The 17,398-nt window shown below is 73.4% G+C and carries 18 protein-coding genes; 8 read left to right on the top strand and 10 right to left on the bottom strand.

Annotation, left to right across the window (positions count from 1 at the left end):
• The first annotated feature begins 41 nt into the window (after positions 1-41).
• Positions 42-827 carry a MerR family transcriptional regulator gene (locus tag ABD419_RS00470; protein WP_344480353.1) on the top strand — a complete coding sequence of 262 codons (786 nt, stop codon included), beginning with the start codon at positions 42-44 and terminating at the stop codon, positions 825-827.
• Between the two features lie 77 nt (positions 828-904).
• On the opposite strand, the gene ABD419_RS00465 is transcribed toward ABD419_RS00470, so the two are convergent.
• From ABD419_RS00465 to ABD419_RS00450, 4 genes are read right to left on the bottom strand one after another with little or no spacing between them, the layout of a single operon-like run.
• Positions 905-1,729, bottom strand: coding sequence for an ABC transporter permease (locus ABD419_RS00465; RefSeq protein WP_344480488.1), 825 nt, complete (start codon positions 1,727-1,729; stop codon positions 905-907).
• A 21-nt stretch (positions 1,730-1,750) separates the two neighbouring features.
• On the bottom strand, positions 1,751-2,563 hold the full coding sequence (locus ABD419_RS00460) for an ABC transporter permease (protein ID WP_344480351.1): 813 nt from the start codon (positions 2,561-2,563) through the stop codon (positions 1,751-1,753).
• The gene (locus tag ABD419_RS00455; protein ID WP_344480349.1) at positions 2,556-3,488 is read right to left on the bottom strand and encodes an ABC transporter ATP-binding protein; all 933 of its coding nucleotides are present in this window, start codon (positions 3,486-3,488) and stop codon (positions 2,556-2,558) included. Before ABD419_RS00455 ends, ABD419_RS00460 begins: the two co-directional genes overlap by 8 nt.
• A 26-nt stretch (positions 3,489-3,514) precedes the next feature.
• On the bottom strand, positions 3,515-3,889 hold the full coding sequence (locus ABD419_RS00450; RefSeq protein ID WP_344480346.1) for a DoxX family protein: 375 nt from the start codon (positions 3,887-3,889) through the stop codon (positions 3,515-3,517).
• 70 nt (positions 3,890-3,959) lie between these two features.
• Between ABD419_RS00450 and ABD419_RS00445 the strand changes: the two genes are divergently transcribed.
• Positions 3,960-4,604 (top strand): TetR/AcrR family transcriptional regulator, encoded by a 645-nt coding sequence (locus tag ABD419_RS00445; protein WP_344480343.1) that lies wholly within the window; start codon positions 3,960-3,962, stop codon positions 4,602-4,604.
• Entirely contained in the window at positions 4,597-5,061 is a 465-nt protein-coding gene (locus tag ABD419_RS00440; RefSeq protein ID WP_344480340.1) for an SAM-dependent methyltransferase, read from the top strand. The genes ABD419_RS00445 and ABD419_RS00440 overlap by 8 nt, the downstream gene beginning before the upstream one ends.
• 64 nt (positions 5,062-5,125) lie before the next feature.
• Here the strand turns inward: ABD419_RS00440 and ABD419_RS00435 are convergent, their stop codons facing one another.
• From ABD419_RS00435 to ABD419_RS00425, 3 genes are all read right to left on the bottom strand, one after another.
• On the bottom strand, positions 5,126-6,562 hold the full coding sequence (locus tag ABD419_RS00435; protein ID WP_344480337.1) for a hypothetical protein: 1,437 nt from the start codon (positions 6,560-6,562) through the stop codon (positions 5,126-5,128).
• Between the two features lie 10 nt (positions 6,563-6,572).
• Complete coding sequence (locus ABD419_RS00430) at positions 6,573-7,091, bottom strand: SigE family RNA polymerase sigma factor (RefSeq protein WP_344480336.1); 519 nt, start codon at positions 7,089-7,091, stop codon at positions 6,573-6,575.
• A 188-nt stretch (positions 7,092-7,279) separates the two neighbouring features.
• Complete coding sequence (locus ABD419_RS00425; protein WP_344480334.1) at positions 7,280-8,128, bottom strand: TetR/AcrR family transcriptional regulator; 849 nt, start codon at positions 8,126-8,128, stop codon at positions 7,280-7,282.
• A 62-nt stretch (positions 8,129-8,190) separates the two neighbouring features.
• Between ABD419_RS00425 and ABD419_RS00420 the strand changes: the two genes are divergently transcribed.
• Both ABD419_RS00420 and ABD419_RS00415 read left to right on the top strand, forming a co-directional pair.
• Positions 8,191-9,909 (top strand): right-handed parallel beta-helix repeat-containing protein, encoded by a 1,719-nt coding sequence (locus ABD419_RS00420; RefSeq protein WP_344480332.1) that lies wholly within the window; start codon positions 8,191-8,193, stop codon positions 9,907-9,909.
• A 184-nt stretch (positions 9,910-10,093) separates the two neighbouring features.
• Positions 10,094-11,941, top strand: a complete 1,848-nt coding sequence (locus ABD419_RS00415) for a hypothetical protein (RefSeq protein WP_344480330.1) — start codon at positions 10,094-10,096, stop codon at positions 11,939-11,941.
• Between the two features lie 63 nt (positions 11,942-12,004).
• Here the strand turns inward: ABD419_RS00415 and ABD419_RS00410 are convergent, their stop codons facing one another.
• Positions 12,005-12,349, bottom strand: coding sequence for a hypothetical protein (locus tag ABD419_RS00410; protein WP_344480327.1), 345 nt, complete (start codon positions 12,347-12,349; stop codon positions 12,005-12,007).
• Positions 12,350-12,419: 70 nt separating this feature from the next.
• Here ABD419_RS00410 and ABD419_RS00405 point away from each other — a divergent pair, with 70 nt between their 5' ends.
• Positions 12,420-13,655, top strand: coding sequence for a DUF6357 family protein (locus ABD419_RS00405; RefSeq protein WP_344480324.1), 1,236 nt, complete (start codon positions 12,420-12,422; stop codon positions 13,653-13,655).
• Positions 13,656-13,671: 16 nt separating this feature from the next.
• Here the strand turns inward: ABD419_RS00405 and ABD419_RS00400 are convergent, their stop codons facing one another.
• Entirely contained in the window at positions 13,672-14,829 is a 1,158-nt protein-coding gene (locus ABD419_RS00400) for a polyprenyl synthetase family protein (protein WP_344480322.1), read from the bottom strand.
• Between the two features lie 137 nt (positions 14,830-14,966).
• On the opposite strand from ABD419_RS00400, the gene ABD419_RS00395 reads away from it, so the two are divergent.
• Together ABD419_RS00395 and ABD419_RS00390 are read left to right on the top strand one after the other, a co-directional pair.
• Entirely contained in the window at positions 14,967-15,323 is a 357-nt protein-coding gene (locus ABD419_RS00395) for a BlaI/MecI/CopY family transcriptional regulator (RefSeq protein ID WP_344480319.1), read from the top strand.
• Positions 15,320-16,264 carry a M56 family metallopeptidase gene (locus ABD419_RS00390; RefSeq protein ID WP_344480316.1) on the top strand — a complete coding sequence of 315 codons (945 nt, stop codon included), beginning with the start codon at positions 15,320-15,322 and terminating at the stop codon, positions 16,262-16,264. The genes ABD419_RS00395 and ABD419_RS00390 overlap by 4 nt, the downstream gene beginning before the upstream one ends.
• A gap of 31 nt (positions 16,265-16,295) precedes the next feature.
• On the opposite strand, the gene ABD419_RS00385 is transcribed toward ABD419_RS00390, so the two are convergent.
• Positions 16,296-17,264: a C40 family peptidase gene (locus tag ABD419_RS00385; protein ID WP_344480313.1), complete on the bottom strand. Its 969-nt coding sequence runs from the start codon at positions 17,262-17,264 to the stop codon at positions 16,296-16,298.
• Between the last annotated feature and the right edge of the window lie 134 nt (positions 17,265-17,398).

Genomic DNA, 17,398 nt, shown 5'->3' with positions numbered 1-17,398 from the left:
CGGCCCGTCCCCGCCCGACGACCACCAGGCAGGATGAGCACATGCGCAACGGCGTCACGATCGGCCAGGCCGCGGCCTTCGTCGGCATCACGGTGAAGACCGTGCGGCACTACCACAAGCTCGGCCTCGTCGCCGAACCCGAACGCGACGGCTCCGGCTACCGCAGATACGGGTCGGACGACCTGCTGCGCCTCGTCCAGGTCCGCACCCTCGCCGCCGCCGGAGTGCCCCTCGCCGAGGTCGGGCCCCTGCTCGAAACCGACCCCGCCGGCTTCACCGCCGCGCTCGCCGACGTCGAACGGCAGCTCGACGAGCGCATCGCCGCCCTCGTCGCCCGCCGCACGATGCTCCACCGGCTCGCCGACGGCGACCGGGCGCTCCTGCCCGACCGCGCCGTGTCCCTTCTGGAGCGGATGAGCGGCCTCGGCTACACCGCCGACAACGTCGCCGCCACCAGGGAAGGGTGGGTCCTGGCCCGCGCGCTCGTCCCCGACGGCTTCGACGACTACCTCGACCAGTTCGAGCACGCCCTCGCCGACACCCGCCTCCTCGACCTGTCGCGCCGCATCGCCGAAGCCGCGGCCTGGGCCCCCGACGACCCCCGCATCCCCGAACTCGCCGACGCCGCCGCCGACCATTACCTCGCCGACCCCGCCCTGCTCAAGACCGTCACCGCCATGCACGCCGGCACCGACTCCTCCACCCGCTACGCCGTCATCGCCGACCACGGCGACCGGCCCACTCCCGCCGCCGTCCGACTCAACACCCTCTTCGAGGCCAGGCTCCGCACCGCCGGAGTCCACATCCCCAGGCCGTCCCCGCGCTGACCGCACCCCGGCGATCTGCGACCGCGGCCAGCGCTCAGCCGACCGGGGCGCGCACCGCCCGATCCGCGCGGCGCCGGTCAGTAGCGGCCGAGGGTGCCGCGGGCCTTGGCCGTGCGTTCGAGGCGGTGGAACACCAGGACGCCGAGCGCGCCGAGGAGGAGCGGCTGCAGGAGGATCCATCCGAGTCCCCAGCCGGTGCCGAGGTCGGTGAGGGTCGCGCCGTCGAGCAGGATCGCCTGGGCCGCTTCGATACCGGGTGCCACGGGGATGAGTGCGCGGCTGGCGGCGGCGGCCCAGGCGGGGAGTTCCGAGAGGGGCACCAGGGTGCCGCCGGCGATGGCGTACAGGGCCACCGACGCCTGCGTGATGCTCTCGATGCGCTTGTACACCAGGGTCAGGCCGCACAGGACGAGCGCGAGGCCGCAGGTGCCGATCGCGATCGCGGCGGCGGGGACGAGGACGCTCCAGGCGAAGGGGACCGTGCCGCCGGTGACGGCCACGGCGATGCAGCCGGTCGCGAGGATCGCCCCGACGACCGGCAGCGCGCCGAGGACGGCGGCGACCTGGCGGCCGAGCACGATCGCGGCCGAAGGCAGCGGCGTCAGGTAGGTCTGCTCCAGGACGCCGGACTGGAGGTCCCCGAGGTACCCCCAGAAGACGCGGTTGACCTGCTCGTGGATGAACGCGAGCCCGACCAGGCCGATCATGACCGGCACCAGCAGGTCGTCGAGGAGCCGGCCGCGGCCCATGAACATGACGATGAGCAGGTAGAACACCGGGAAGGTGATCATCTCGGCGAGGACGGCCCGCCAGCCGTTCCGCAGGTCGCGAAGCCCCTTGGCGACCTCGTTGGCGAAGGCGTCCCCCCAGCCGGTGGAGGCCAGGGCGGGGACGGAGAGCATGGTGGTCACAGGGGAGTCCTCTCAGTACCGGCCGATGCGGCCGTCGGCCAGCGACAGGCGGCGGTTGCGGTGCAGGAGCCACGCGCCGCAGCCGGCGAGGGCCGCGGTGTGGGCGATGAGGAGCGGCAGCGTTCCGCCGCTCCAGACGGCCGCGAGCGAGGCGCCGTCGAGGAGCACGCGGTCGATCGCCTCGATCGCGAGCGTGGTCGGCAGGAGCCGCGCGGCGGCGGCCATCCACTCGGGGTAGAGCGCGAGCGGCATGAACGCGCCGTTGAGCATGAGCACCAGCGAGGTCAGGAGCGAGTGGATCGCGCCGACGGCGGGGGTCCGGATCGCGACGGCCGCCATGAGGAACGTGAAGGCGAGGATGTTCGCCGCCAGGAGCAGGTACGGGACGAGCGCGGCGGGCTCCCACGGGAGGCGGATGCCGACGGCCAGCGCCGGGACGAGCGAGGCGAGCACCGCGATCGGGAGTGCGAAGAGCGCGGCGGTGGCGAGCCGCCCGGCCATCGCCGCCCACAGCGGCGCGGTGGACATGTGCGCGGCCGCGAAGGTGCCGGTGCGCTGCTCCTCGATCAGGTCGGCGACCATGACCTGCCCGGAGTACTGCAGGAACCAGTAGGCGCCGATGGCGATGAGCGTGGCCGGCAGCAGGTCGGTGCGCAGCGCGCCCTGGCCCATGACGTACTGGAGTCCCAGGTACATGGTGATGCTGATGGCGAGGGTCACGGCGTGGCCGAGCGGGTGCGCGAGCTGGTTGGCGAGTCCTTTGCGGATCTCGGCGGCGAGCGCGGCCGGGACGGGCGGTGCGAGGGCGGGTGCGGCGTCAGGCATGGGACGGCTCCGCGACGAGGGTCAGGAACACCGATTCGAGGCCGGGCTGGACCTGCTCGACGCCGTGCAGGGCGCGGCCCTGGGCCCGGAGCGCGTCGATGAGCCGGTAGAGCGCCTCGGGGTCGTCCGCGCGTCCGGAGACGACGGTCTCGTCGTCCGCGCGTTCGGCGGTGAAGCCGCCCGGGAGGGCGACGTCGGCGTCACCGGAGATGCGCAGCTCGTAGTGGTCGTGGCTGCGGAACGTCGCGAGCAGTTCGCGGGTGGGCAGGTCGGCGACGGAGCGGCCGCGGCTGATGACGGCGACGCGGTCGCAGAGCTCTTCGACGACGTCGAGCTGGTGGGTGGTGAGCAGGATCGTCTTGCCCTCGTCGCGGGCGAGGGCGCCGAGCCGGTCCTTGACGGCGCGGGTGGCGGCGACGTCGAGGCCGAGCGTGGGCTCGTCGAGGAGGAGCACCTCGGGGTCGGCGATGAGCGCGGCCGCGATGGCGACCTGCTGCTGCATGCCGCGCGAGAACGTCCCGACCTGCTCGTCGCGCCGCTCCCACAGGCCGAGCTCGGTGAGCAGGCGCTCGGCCCGGGCGCCGGCGGCGGACCGGCGCAGGCCCTTGAGCCGTCCGAAGTAGACGAGGTTCTGCCAGGCGGAGAGGGTCCAGTAGACGTTGCGCGAGCCTTCGAGGACCGCGCCGAGTCGGCTCATGGCGGCGGCGCGCTGGCGGACGACGTCGAAGCCGCCGATCCGCGCCGATCCGGAAGTGGCCGTGAGGAGTCCGGTGAGGACCTTGATGGTGGTGGTCTTGCCGGCGCCGTTCGGGCCGAGGAACCCGACGATGCTGCCGGGTTCGACGGTGAGGGAGAGGCCGTCGACGGCGGCGGGCCCGTCGGGCGCGTAGCGCTTCGTCAGGTCGGTGACGGTGATCGCGGACATGGTGCGGCTCCTGGTGTCGCGGGCGGTCAGAGGGCGGCGGGGCCGAAGCGGCCCCAGGCGGTGAAGGCGGCGAGCGCGAACAAGACGGCGTTGACGGCGATCGCGCTCCGTTCGCCGCGGCGGAGGTGGACGACGGCGGCTCCGGCCATGAGTGCCGCGAGTCCGCAGGCGGCGGCCGGAACCAGGACCGTGGCGACGTCGAGCACGCCCGGGAGGACCAGGCCGGCCGCGCCGAGGAGCTCGGCCGCGCCGATGGCCTTGACGGCGGGGGCCGGGAAGTCCTCGGCCCAGGCCATGCCGTTGCCGCGCAGCCATTCCCGGTCCTTGACCAGGGTGACCGCGCCCGCGGCGAGGAAGACGAGGGCGAGGAGTGAGGCGGTGATCCAGAGGGCGGTGTGCATGCGGCGGCTCCTGTCGGAAATTTCACTAGAGTGCTTCACTAGTGACGATCACTAGTATTACACTCTCTCCATGAGCGTCGTCAAGGGCACGGGAAAACGGGCCGAGAAGGCACGAGCGACCAGGCGCAGGATCCTGGAGGCCGCCGAGCGGCTGTTCATCGAGCACGGCTACGGCATCACGACGGTCCAGGAGGTCGCCGACGCCGCCGGCGTCGCCGTGCAGACCGTCTACTTCACCTTCGGCACCAAGCGCACGCTCATGAAGGAGCTGGTGGACCTCGCCATCGCGGGCGACGACGAGCCCGTCGCCACCCTCGACCGGGACTGGTTCCGCGCCGCCACCGCCGCGCCGACCGCCGCCGAGCTGCTCGACCGGTACACCGCCGGGGCCGTCGGCATCCTCGGGCGCCTCGCCCCGGTCCTCAAGGTCGCCGAGACGGCCGCCGCCTCCGACCCCGGACTCGCCGAGCTCTGGCGCACCGACGAGGACCCCCGCTACACCGTCGCCCGCACGGCCGCGGCCGCGATCGCCGCCAAACCCGATGCCGCGCAAGGACTCGACGAAGACACCGCCGCCGACGTCCTCTACGGGCTCACCAGCCCCGAGCTGTACCTGGTCATGACCCGCTCACGCGGCTGGAGCCCCGAGCGCTGGCGGGCCTGGACGCTCGACCTCCTGAAGTCGCGCCTGTGCGAGGAGGCCCCCGATGCCTGAGTTCCACCTGCGCCCGGTCGGCCGCGTCAGCGGCGGCCGCGACGAATGGGTCGAGGACGACTGGGCCGCGGTCGAAGCCGTCGTCCGGCTCGACCCCGAGCGCTTCCCGCCGGAGGCGACCCTCGGCCTCGACGGCTTCTCCCACCTCGAGGTCGTCTTCCTGTTCGACCGCGTCGGCGAGGCCGCGATCCGCCTCGAACCGCGCCCCGCCCGCGGCAACCCCGACTGGCCCCCCGTCGGCGTCTTCGCCCACCGCGGACCCTTCCGCCCCAACCGCATCGGCGTCTCACGCTGCCGCCTGCGCGCGGTCGACGGCCTCGAACTCCACGTCACCGGCCTGGACGCGCTCGACGGCACCCCCGTCCTCGACGTCAAGCCCTGCGTCCGCGAGTTCGAGCCCCGCGAGCCCGTCGCGCAGCCGTGGTGGACCGACGAGTTGATGCGCGGGTACTACTGAACGCCGGCAACGACACCGGGGACGGGTCCGGCCGCGGCGCCGAACCCGTCCCCGGAGCCGGCGCTCAGTCGGTCGGGACCTGCGGGACCGCCGCGGCGTCGTAGACCGGAGCGGGCATCGACGCCGCGATTTCGGTGAGCGCTTCGGCGTCGATCGGCTCGTCGGAACTCGCCCTGACGGCGACGGCCCAGCCGGCGGGGTCGAAGCGGACGACCCGGACCTGCTGGGGGAGCTCCGTCTCGGGTCCCGTGGCGACGGCCCAGACGGTGCCGTCGTCGTTCGTCTCCTGCGTGCAGCTGAACGCCTCGCCGCACGCCTCGGGGTACGGCCCCTCCCCGCCGCTGCCGGCGATGCCGGGGATCCAGCCGCCCGGCAGGTAGTACACCAGCTCGAACGAGACGTCGGCATAGGGGGTCTCGTACTCGCCTTCTCCCTTGTAGACGCGAGTCGCCACGGAGTTGTGCTCGAGACCGCCCAGCTGCAGCGCCGAGCCGTCGTCGAGCGTCGCGCCGAGATAGAGCTCGGTGAGCGCCGAGTGGGCGGCGGTCATAGTGGCCGAGGCGTCGTCCGCTGCGCCCGCGGGCCAGCCTGGGTCCCACAGCCAGCCCGTCGGGACCTCGATCAGGTCCCCGACGGGCGCCAGCCCGGTGGTGTCGAAGTCGGGCGCCGACATCGACTCCACGGCGGCCGCGAAGTCCTCCTCCGGGATCTGGTACTGGGGCGAGGGCTCGTGGCAGCCCATGTCCCAGGAGACGAGCAGGCCGGCGCCGTTCGGGAAGACCACGGCCGACTCGTACGCGCACTCGTGGTTCGCCGAGTGCACGATGCGGCCGTCGTCGAGCTCCGCGGTGGTGAGCTCGTCGGTCCAGTCGGCCTCCGTATACCAGGGCCAGCCGCTGGCGCTGATGAGGTGCCGCGGGAACAGCTGCTCGGTGACCGGGCCCGGCTCGGCGGTCCAGCCGCCGGGCAGGAACGCCTCGACGCGCAGGACCGCGTCGTCGGGGGTCTGCCCGTCCTCGGGCCAGATCTGCGACTCGTAGAGGCGCAGCCACGTCTGACCGTAGTTGCCGGGCTCCTGGACCGGCTGGAAGTCGAAGTCCGGCTCCACGTCCGGGGCCACGACCCCGGCGTACTCGAGGAGCCCCCCGAACGCGGCGACCGCCGCGTCGTTCAACTGCGCGCGTTCGGCATCGGTCCCGAAGCCCTCGAGCACGTACGGGTAGCCCGACGTCTCGGCGTCGACGGGCGCGCCGTCGCCGTCGCCGTCGTCGGCCGGGCCGGGGTCCTGCTCGGTCTGCGGCGGTCCCGCGAGGGACAGCGCCAGCACCGCGGCGACGGCGGCGACCCCGGCGGTCGCCGCGCTGCCGAGGACGGTGCTGCGGCGGCGCCGCTCGCGGTAGCCCCGGCGCATGATGGCGTCGAGGTCGAGGTCCGGGTCGTCGACCTCGAGTGCCGCGCTCGCCCGCCGGAGCAGCTCCGGGGCGTCGTCATGTGGAGTCATGCTGCCTTCCTTAGTGATCGGTCGAGACGGTGACATCGGTCCGCTGGAGGACCTCGCGCAACTTTCTGAGCCCCTTGGCGGTCTGGCTCTTCACGGTGCCGGTCGAGCAGCCCAGCACGGCGGCGGTCTCCTCGACCGAGAGGTCCTCGCAGAACCGGAGGACCACGGTGGCGCGCTGCCGCGGAGGCAGCAGCTCCAGGGAACCGATCACGTCGAGCCGCGCGTCGACGCTCAGCTGCGGCGCGTCGACGCTCCGCAGAGGCGTCTCGCCGCTGAGGCGTTCGCGGCGCACCCATGCCAGGCGGCGGTGGGAGAGGAAGACGTTGATGACGACCCGCCGCGCGTACGCTCCCGCGCCGCCGGGTTCGATCCGCTTCCACGCGGCGAACAGCTTCACGAGCGACGTCTGCACGAGGTCGTCGGCCTGGTACCAGTCCCCGCACAGCAGGAACGCCTGCCGTCGCAGCATGGTTCTATGTGCGGCGGTGAAGGACTGGAACTCGGCCTCCTGCTGCTCCTTGCTCTTCACTTGGCCTCTTTCTGATGACGGGTGGGTGGGGCCCGGTCCGCCCCGGTGGTGGATGCGGCGGCGCCGGACACCGTACTTACGGCCGCACCGGGTCCGCGCGGTTGCCCCATGCGACCACTTCTCCGCAGTCGATTCCCGGATCCGACTCCGACCGGCGCCGACCCGAACCCGAGTCCGCCGCCGCGGCGCTACGAGGACCGGCGGCGGCGGTAGGCGCGCTGCTGGCAGGCGCGGGAGCAGTAGGCGCGGCGGCGGCCCGCGGCGGTTTGGCGGACGGGGGCGCCGCACATCTGGCAGGCCGTTATTTCGTCACTTATTTCATCACGTTCGCGGATGAGGAGTTCGAGTCCGTCGAGCACCCGCCGGAGGCCGAACTCGAACGGGTCCTCGGGGTCGTCGAAGCCGCCGGCCTCCCACAGCGCGGTGACCGTGGGGTAGCGGTCGAACTTCGCGTAGAGCGAGTCGCGGGCCTCCCACCACTCGCGGTTGCTCACCTCGCTGCCGCGCTCCTCCTCGGCGGCCTCCACGAGGGTCAGCGCCTGGGTGTCGACGAAGCGGCCCACGAGTTCGGCCGCCGCGACGACCTCGTTCGGGCGCAGGCCGGTGTCCGCGAGGACGCTGAGCATCCGCTCGAAGACCGCCATCGTGTTCGGGCCCGGCACGCGGCGGTTGCCGCGCACCTCGGCCAGCCAGGGGTGGGCCTGGTGGCGCTGCCAGCTGCGGCGCGCGCAGGCCTCCAGGCGCGGGCGCCAGCCGCCCTCGGGTTCGGGGGCGGGGTCCGCGCCGATCGCGTGGTCGTACATGAGGTCGATGAGGTGCTCGCGCCCCGGCACGTGCCGGTAGAGCGACATCGCCGTGAAGCCCAGCCGGTCGGCGACCTTCTGCATGGTCAGGTCGCCCAGCCCCTCGGCGTCGGCCACCGCCACGCCCGCCTGCACGATCCGCTCCAGGCTCAGCCCGGCCCGGTTCCCCCGGCCGGCCCCGGCCCAGAGCAGCTCGACCGACCGCTCCGGGTCCCGCCCGCTCGCCCCCCGCATCGGCGCACCTCCTCGTATGCATGATATACATTTGTTTATCTCATAAACAAGGAAGGGTGACCATGAACGAATACTTCGTCGCACCGGACGGCGACGACGCCGCCGCCGGCACCGAGGCCGCCCCGTTCGCCACCGTCGAGCGCGCGCGGACCGCCGCCCCCGGAGGCGCGGTCGTGCACCTCCGCGCCGGCACGCATGTCCTCACGGACACGCTCCGGCTCACCGAGGCCGACTCCGGGACCATCTACCAGGCCTACGGGTTCGGCACCGACCTGCGGGAGCCCGTCACCCTGAGCGGCGGGCGCGCCGTCGCGAACTGGCGCGAGCGGGACGGGGTCTGGACCGCCGAGGTCGGCGACCTCGACGTGCGCCAGCTCTACGTGGACGGCGAGCGCGTCGAACGGGCCGGGATCGACGGCCTCCCCGAAGGCGCCAGGCAGACCGGGACCGGCTACACCACCACCGCTCCCGGTCCCGCATCCTGGGCCTCGCCGACGAGCGTCGAGTTCGTCTACCGCGGCGTCTACCCGTGGACCGAGGCCCGCTGCGCGGTGGCCGCCGTCGCCCGCGACGGCGACGGCGCGGCGATCACCATGGCCCAGCCCGCGTTCTCGCGCGCCTCCGATCTCTACAACTACCACTGGGAGTACGCCTCCCTCTCGGGCCCGGGGCTTCCCAGCCGGATCGAGAACGACCCGTCCTTCCTCACCGAGCCGGGCACGTTCGCCCTCGACCGCGCCGAGCCCGGACGCCATGTGCTGCACTACCTCCCGCGCCCGGGCGAGCACCCCGAACGGACGCGGATCGTCGCCCCGGCACTCGAGACGCTGCTCAGCGTCGAAGGGGCGCAGGACGTCGCGTTCCGCGGCCTGACGTTCGCCGAGGCGTCCTGGCTCGGCCCCACCCGCGACGGCGGATTCCTCCACTACCACGGCACCGGCTACTACACCGGCGGCGGCGTCCAGCGCCTCGACATGGGGGACGACCAGTGGCTCACCATCCCCGCCGAGGCGCCGGGCACCGAGTCGGGCGTGATCCCGGCCTGCCTGACGCTCAAGGACACCGAGCGGGCGGTCTTCGAAGGCTGCGGCTTCACCCGCCTCGGCGCGACCGCGCTGAGCGCCGCAGGCGGCAGCGGCCTCACCGTGCGGGGCTGCGACTTCGACACGCTCTCGGCCGCCGCCGTCGAGGTCCGGGGTACGAGTGGCGCCCTGGTCGAGGACAACGCCGTCGACCGCATCGGCCTCGACTTCGCCGGTGCGCCCGGCATCTCGATCGCCGACACCGTCGACTGCACCGTCGCGAACAACCGCGTCACCGAGACCCCGCACTGCGGCATCGTCGCGGGCTCCGGCCGCGGCACGCGCATCCTCCGCAACCTCACGGCCGGCACGATGAGCGTCCTCGCCGACGGCGGCGGCGTCTACCTCTCCGCCCCGCAGGGCGACTCGCACGAGAACGGCGCGCTCGTCAGCGGCAACGTCATCAAGGACACCCGCACGCCCTACAATTTCGCGCTCTACACCGACTACGGCGCTGCCTGGGTCACCGTGGAGCACAACGTGGTCGCCCGCGCCGACAACTCCTCGATCCTCACCGTGGCCCCGCCGCTCGACAACGTCGTCTACCGCGCGAACCACTGGGACGCCGACCCGGTCGGCAGCGACGCCGTCCCCGACGGCGTCACCTACGAGGACAACACCACGATCGCCGACCACGCCGCACTGGACGAGGCCACGGCCGACGTCCAGGCCCGGGCCGGGCTCCTGACGCCGCGGTAGTCCGCTCTCGAAGCCGAGTGCGCCGGGGACGGGGCTGCCATCGCTCGCTCCTCAAGGGGTGGAACCTGGTCCGCAGTTCCGTTCCGCGGCGGGCCCGGACCCTGCCGCACCGGCCTGGGGCAACCGCGGGCGGCGTCGCGCGCCTATGAACTCCGACAAGAAGATCCAACGATTCGGAGGATTCATGCGGAGACGACTGATAGGCGCCGTCGCGGTGCTCGCGAGCGCGGGGCTGGTCCCCGCCGCGGCCGGAGCGCAGGAGGCCGAGGCGCCCGCGACCGGAGCGTCCGAAGTGGTGCTGCCGACCGGGGAGACCGTCGGGATCCTGGACGACGGGACGCTGGAGTTCCCCGAAGGGACGGCGTTCACCGTCGCGACGGACGCCGACGGCGGGCGGGCGGCGGTGCCGCTCGACGCCGTCGACGAGATCGCCTCGGGCGCATACGAGACGTCGGACTTCAACGTCGACTCGCCCGGCGCCGGATTCGAGGCGTCGAGCGAGATCGAACCGAACGTCACGGTCACCGGCGAGTGGCGCGACGGGTCCGCGCCCGACACGTTCGCGGTGTCGTGGACCCGGGTCGGCGCGGCCCAGGGCGGCGGCCTGGAGTTCTTCGAGGGCGGCACGGCCGAGCTGGGGCTCGAACCGGGCTTCTACCACCTGGTCGTCATGATGTACAAGGGCCCCGAGGAGAACGTGGCCGACGTGGTCTCGGCGATCCAGGAGGTCAGAGTCGGCGAGCACCCGGTCGAGGTCCTCGTCGACGGCGCGAAGGCCAAGCGCCTCGGCTTCGACCTCGAGCGCGAGGCCGAAGCCGAGTCCGTGCTGCTCGACGTGTTCAGCCGCCGCTCCGGCAAGGAGGTGGACTCGGGCGCGTGGCTCGGACTCGCGGCCTGGCCCGGCGGCGACATGTACGCGGTGCCGAACGGCCGGCTCGCCAAGGCCCAGGACGCCGGCTACGTGCTGCGCCAAGGGCTCGCCAGTCCTGAAGGGACCGCGAACCCCTACAGCTACGACCTGTTCCGGCACGGCTCCGGCGGCTTCCGCGGCGACCTGACGCCGCCCGTCGCCGACGCCCACCTGGCCCGGATCGACGCCGACTTCCAGACGCTCGGCGCCGAGGGCGTGCTCACCCGCCAGGACCTCTCGGACCACGCCGACTTCCCCGCCTGGATGTACACGCGCACCGGCGAGGTCGCGCTGCCGTCCTCGCGCACCGAGTTCTTCACCGCGGACCCGCGGATCGAGTGGGAGCACCGCTCGTACTTCCCGTTCGACGGGCCCTCCTCGCCCTGGGACCTGGTGCACCACCGCAGCGGCGTCCTCGAACCCGGTGCGGTGTACGACATGTCGTGGAACAACGCGCCGCTGTCGGTGGGGATCGACAACAACGGCCAGAGCTGGCCCCCGGCCGCGTTCGTGCGCTGGGACGAACTCGAGTCGGTCTACTTCGGACCGTGGATGTTCTCCTCCTCCACTGGCGGGGAGGGGATCCAGAGCGAGTACCTGCCCGGGAAGATCACCCTCGCCAGCGGCGGCGAAGTGCTCGCGCAGAACACCGAGATCGGCCTCGGCGTCGGCATCGCCGACGTCCCGGCGGGGGAGCTGACCCTGACGGCGACCGCCGACCGGAACGCGGCCTGGACGCCGCTCGGGACCCGCTCCGACGCGGCCTGGACCTTCGACTACGACCCGGCGGGCAATCCCGTGCTGCCGGTCTCGGTGGTCGAGTTCGCGGCCTCCGGCGTCGTGAACGGCGCCGCCGAGGGCGGGACCGTCCAGGACGTCGAGCTGGAGTTCGCCCAGCAGCCGGGCGCGGACGACCAGGACTGCGCCGCGATGACCTTCGAGGTCTCCTTCGACGACGGCGCCACCTGGACCGCCGTCCCGATCGACCGCGACGGCGACACCGCGACCGCGCAACTCGCGCTCCCCGACACCGCCGCGTTCGTCTCCGTGCGGTTCACCGCCGCCGACGAGCAGGGCAACACCGTCGCCCACGAGACCATCCGCTCCTACGCCGTCGCCTAGCGACCGAACGGCCCCGGCCCGCCACCGTGAGCGGCGGGCCGGGGCCGCCGCGACTCCGCCGTTCTAGTGGCCCTGGCTTCCGAGACAGACGATGCGGTCGCCGCCGTCGACCTCGACGACGGCGTAGGTCGACCTGCCGTCGACGTTCGCCTCGCAGAAGCGCCGCTCCCAGCCCGTGGTGCCCCGCATGGACTCGGTCACCTGACGGGACACGATGACGGCGGCGGAGGCGAACGGCGAGTCGCAGGAGCTGACGGCCAGGTACCTGCCGTCCAGGTACTCGAACACGCAGGTGCCCTCGTCGGCGTAACCGATCTGGTTGGGCGCCAGGAGGACCGCCGCGACGGCCGCGACTGCGACCGCGCTGATCGAATAGACCGCGATCTTGGTCTTGCGAAGGGTTGCCATCGCCGCGAGTCTACGGCGCGGTGCGAGCGGCGCTCGCGACCGCATACCCTCACGTGGTGGAGGAGGTCGGATGAGCGAGATCGTGTTCCGCCGTGCGGACGGCTGGATGCCGAAGGTGGTCGAGGCGGACGGGGCGCTGCGGCTGAAGGTGGTCGGCGGCGCCGACGCGAACCACGACCCGCGCGTGTTCACGATCCCGCTCGAGGAGTCCCATGCCGCGGTGATCCGCGACGACCTGCTGCGGCACCTGCTGCTGTGGGGCATGCTCCAGCCGCTGTGCGACGCCGCCGGCGTCCGCGGACCGCTCGACGAGGACGCGGCGGTCGCGCTGCTCGACCCGATCCTGTTCGGCGCCCCCGAGGAACTCGACGCGCGCTGCCGCCACCAGCGCTCCGTCGAGAGCCTGCTCATCGCGCACGGCGCGGACATCGCGCTGCTCCAGCGCGGCGAGGTCGTCGCCGCATCCCGGACGATCACCGAGGCGTCCGACCAGCAGCGCGTCCAGGAGTACGACGCGAACCGCCGCCGCGCCGAGCGCGGGGTGCACCTCGGCCCGCTCGACACCGCGCTCCTGAAGTACACGGGCCAGTACCTGCACGGCGCGACGATCCCGCGCCGCCTCCCCGACGCCGTCGACCCCGCGCTGCTGCCCGAGGTCATGCAGGTGCTGGCCGCCGCGGAGCGGGCCGGCTCCGGGATGCGGATCGCCCGCGACCCGCGCCGGGGCAAGCGCGCCACGGACAAGGACGACTGGAAGCGCATGGAGCAGGCGGTCGGCGACGCCGTCCGCCGCGCGTTCCCGGCGCTGGTCGACGACGCGGTGCGCACCGTGGCCTTCCTGATGTGCTCCGAGGCCGCACACCGCTCCCGGGACGCGCCCGAGGAAGCGGAGGACGCCGAACACGACCTGCGCCGGCCGCTGGTCTTCACCGACGACAAGGACGCCGAACTCAAGTGGGCCCCCGGCGGTCCCCGCCCCGCGGCGGCCGCGTTCTGGGAGTTCGTGGGCGACCGCTCCGGCAGTGGCAACCAGGTGTTCACCATCGAGGACGAGCACGCGGGGGAGGGGATCCAGCTCCAGTTCCACGCCGACACCGCCGCCCGGATCACCACGGCGACGCCCGCCGCGGACGGATCGGACCCGGTCTACCGGGTCGAGTACGGCCTGATCGACGGCCTCCGCGGCTACCGGGACCTGGTGCGCGCCTTCGTCGGCGGCGGCTGCGCCGCGCTCGATCGGTTCGGCCCCTGGACGACCGACGTCGACGAGTTCGAACGCGCCCGCCGCGACCGCGAACGGGCCTGATCCGACCGGGCGGTCCTCACCCCGAGGAGTCCGCCGCCCGCGCATCGAGGCCGGCGAGGACGTAGTGGAAGGCGCGCTCGCGGAACCGCTCGGTGGCCGGCGCGTCGGGGAGGAGCGGCCGCAGGCGGTTCCAGGAGTCCTCGAGCATGGTCCGCGCCTCCGCTTCGCACACGCCGGGGGCGCCGCACTCCTCGATCGCCTCGCGTGCAAGCTCGATCTCGTGCTGGGGCGCGTCGCCGGACCGCATGGCCTCCCAGACCGCCCGCAACCGCGGCGCGGGAAGCCGGCCGACGCAGTGGGCCAGCGGCATCGTCACCTTGGCGTTGTGGAGGTCCTCGGCGGGGCGCTTGGTCGGCTTGCCCCGGCGGGTGACGCCGCTGAGGTCCGCGACGTCGTCGGTGATCTGGTACGCCGTGCCCACGGCCGTGCCGAAGTCGCCGAGCGCGCGGCACACCTCGGGCCCGGCGCCGGTGGACAGGCCGCCCATCTCGAGCGCGGCGCCCGCGATGAGGCCGGACTTGAGCCGGTGGGTGAGGCGGACGACGTCGAGCAATGCGGAAGAGTCCCCTGTAGACACCGCGTGCTCCATCTCGGCATGGTGCCCTTGGATGTCGAGCGCCTGGCCGGTGTGGGCGGCGCGCAGCGCCTCGACGTACGCCTCGCTGATCCTGCCCCGCAGCGGCGCGTGGTCGGGCAGGGTGCGGCGCAGGGCGATGTCGAGGGCGAAGTAGGCGTTGGTGCCCGCGTTCAAGGCGGTCGGCATGCCGTGGACGACATGGGCGGCGGGGCGGCCGCGCCGCAGGACCGCCTCGTCCTCGACGTCGTCGACGATCAGTGAGCCGGTGTGGGCGATCTCCATCGCCGCCAGGATCGGCGCGAACCGCTCGACGTCGCCGCCGAGCAGCGCGACCGCCTGCGCGGCGAGCGCGGGCCGCCACCGGTGCCCGCCGGCGTCGATCGTCTCCCGCACCGGAGCGATGATCGACCGCTCGAGCCGCTCGGCCAGCCCGGGCCGGTCGGCGCTCCCCAGGGAGTCGCCGGGCACCCACCACTCCAGTTGGTCCGGTTCGAGTCTGCGGGGGTAGAACCGGTCGAGCTCGGCCTCGACGCAGGGGAGGTCCCGGGCGACGGCGGCGGATGATTCGTGATCGATGCGACCAGTGTTTGCCAGCACGTGCCTCATCGTAGAGGAGGCAATACGGAAATTCAGGCTGTTATCGGGCGGTGAGGTCGTCGTCGTGTCGCCGGGCCGCCGACGCCCGATAGTAGAGTCGGTCCCGCCCGCGCCACACGTCCGATCGGAGGCCCCGCGTGCGTCGACTCGGCGAACTGGAGACCGCGATCATGGACGTCCTCTGGGCCGCTTCGGCACCGCTCACGGTCCGGGCGGTGCTCGGATCGCTGTCGCGCGATCCCGAGCCCGCCTACACGACGGTGATGACGGTCCTGGACAACCTGCACCGCAAGGACATCGTGACCCGCGAGCGGACGGGCCGCGCCTGGGCGTACCGGCCGGCCCTCGGCCGCGACGAGTTCGACGCCGAGGCGATGGCCTCGGTGCTGGAGTCCTCGGCCGACCGCGGGGCGACGCTGCTGCGGTTCATCGGGAAGATCGGCCCCGAGGAGCTGGCGCGGCTCCGGTCCCTCATGGACGAGGCCTCCGAGTGACCGCCGCCGCGCTCTTGCTCGCGTACGCGGCGGCGCTGGCCGTCCTCGGGCCGCGCCTGCTTGAACGGGCAGAGTGGACGACCGCCGTGCCGCGGCTCGCGATCGGCGCCTGGCTCGCCCTCGCCGCCTCGCTGCTCCTCGCCGTCGTCCTCGCCGGCGCCGTGATCGTGCTGCCGCTGGAGATCCACCACGGCGACGGCGCCGGCTTCGCGAGGCACTGCCTGCGCGAACTCCAGGAGCACTACGGCGACGCCGGGGGAGCGGCCCTCGCCGCGGCCGCGGCGATCCTGATGTGCGCCGTCCCCGCCCGGCTCGCCGCGTCGCTGCTGGCGGTCGGCCGGGAGACCGCGCGCGAACGCGCGGCGCTGCGCCGTGTCCTGGCCGCATGCCCCGCGGCGCCCGAGCTCGGCGCGGTCGTGGTCGACGACCCTCGCCCCGCGGCCTACTGCCTGCCCGGCGCCGACGGCGGCCTGATCGTCCTCACCTCAGGAGCGGTCGCGCTCCTGGACCGCGCGCAGCTGCGCGCCGTCGTCGCGCACGAGCGCGCCCACCTGGCCGGTCGCCACCACCGCCTGGCCGCGGCGGCCGAGGCGGCCGCGCGCGGCTTCGGATTCGCGCCCCTGCTCGCCCGCCTTCCCGAGCGCCTCGGGCACCTGGTCGAACTGGCCGCCGACGACGCGGCGGCCCGGACGGTCGGCCGCCGCACCCTCGCCCGCAGCCTCCTGAGCGTCGCGGCCGCGCAGACGCCCGGCGCGGCCCTGGCCGCCGGCGGCGGCGACACCGTCGCCCGCGTCCAGCGCCTCCTTCGCGAGCCTCCCGCGCTCGGCCCCACCGGGATCGGCACGATCCTGAGCGGCAGCGCCGCCGCCCTGGCCGCCCCGGTGCTCGTCGTCGCGGTCCCGGTCGCGACCGCCGTCGGCATCGCCTGCTGCCAGGCGTGACGCGGCCCGGCGGCGCGTCCGCCGGGCGGCGCTAGTGCAGGATCGTGCCCGCGCCGTAGTAGACGTTGCCGTGGTCGACCTCGACGATCTTCACCACGGTGGAGGAGTTGGGGGCGTGGATGATCAAGCCGTTGCCGATGTACATCCCCATGTGCGAGAGGTCGTTGTAGAACACCAGGTCGCCCGGGCGGAGCTCGTCGCGGCTGATCCTGGCGGACTGGGCGTACTGCGCGGCGGCGTTGTGGGGCAGGTCGACGCCGATCTGGGCGTAGGCGCCCATGACGAGCCCGGAGCAGTCCCAGGTGTCGGGGCCGGCGGAGCCGTAGACGTACTGCTCGCCGCGCTGGGCCAGGGCGGCCGAGACGACGGCGTACTCGTCGTCGGTCATGCGGGGCAGGTCGAACTCGTCGAACTCGGCCACCTCCTCGCCCGCGGCGGTGGCCCACTCCTCCTCGAGGTCGGCCATCCGCTCGGTGAGCTCGACCGCGGCGGTCTCGAGTTCGGCCTCCTGGGCTTCGAGGTCGGTCTGCAGGTCGGCGAGGAGGTCGAGCTGGGCCGTGTACTCGGTCGAGGCGGCCTCCAGCTCGTCGATGAGGGCGAAGTCGTAGAGGTTCGCGGCGTTGAGGCGGTCGGCGCGCTCGACGAACGCGTCGGGGGAGCCGGCGTCGAGGAGGGCGGCCGCGTCGCCGACGCCCTGGCCGACGTGCGTCGCGGTGAAGTAGTCGGCGAGCCGCCCGCGCAGGTCGGCGAGGTCGGTCTCGGCGGCGTCGAGGGAGGTCCGGGTGGCGTCGATGAGCTCGCGGTTGTCGTCGGCCTCCTGCGCGAGCCGGTTGTACTCCTCGACGGCGGCGCCGAGGTCCTCGTCCAGGGCGTCGATCTCGTCGTTGATCTCGGAGGGGTCCTGCTGGGCCCAGGCCGGGGCCGGGCCGACCGAGGCGGCGATGAGGCCGCCGGTGACGGCCAGGGAGGTCCACCGGCGGCGGGCGCGCGACTGCTTCACGAAGAGGCCCTTCGGTTTCAGGAGGGGTCGGGGTGCCGGCCGCGGGGCCGCAGCCATCTACTAAGTCGCATAGTAGTACAGTGGGCGAGGCGTCAGCGGGGCATCCAGGGGTGAACACTCAGCTCCGCTGACGC

This window comes from Glycomyces endophyticus, assembly GCF_039531525.1.
In the GTDB taxonomy this organism is placed as follows: Bacteria; Actinomycetota; Actinomycetes; order Mycobacteriales; family Micromonosporaceae; genus Glycomyces; species Glycomyces endophyticus.
This window is presented reverse-complemented; position numbering and strand designations above follow the sequence as displayed.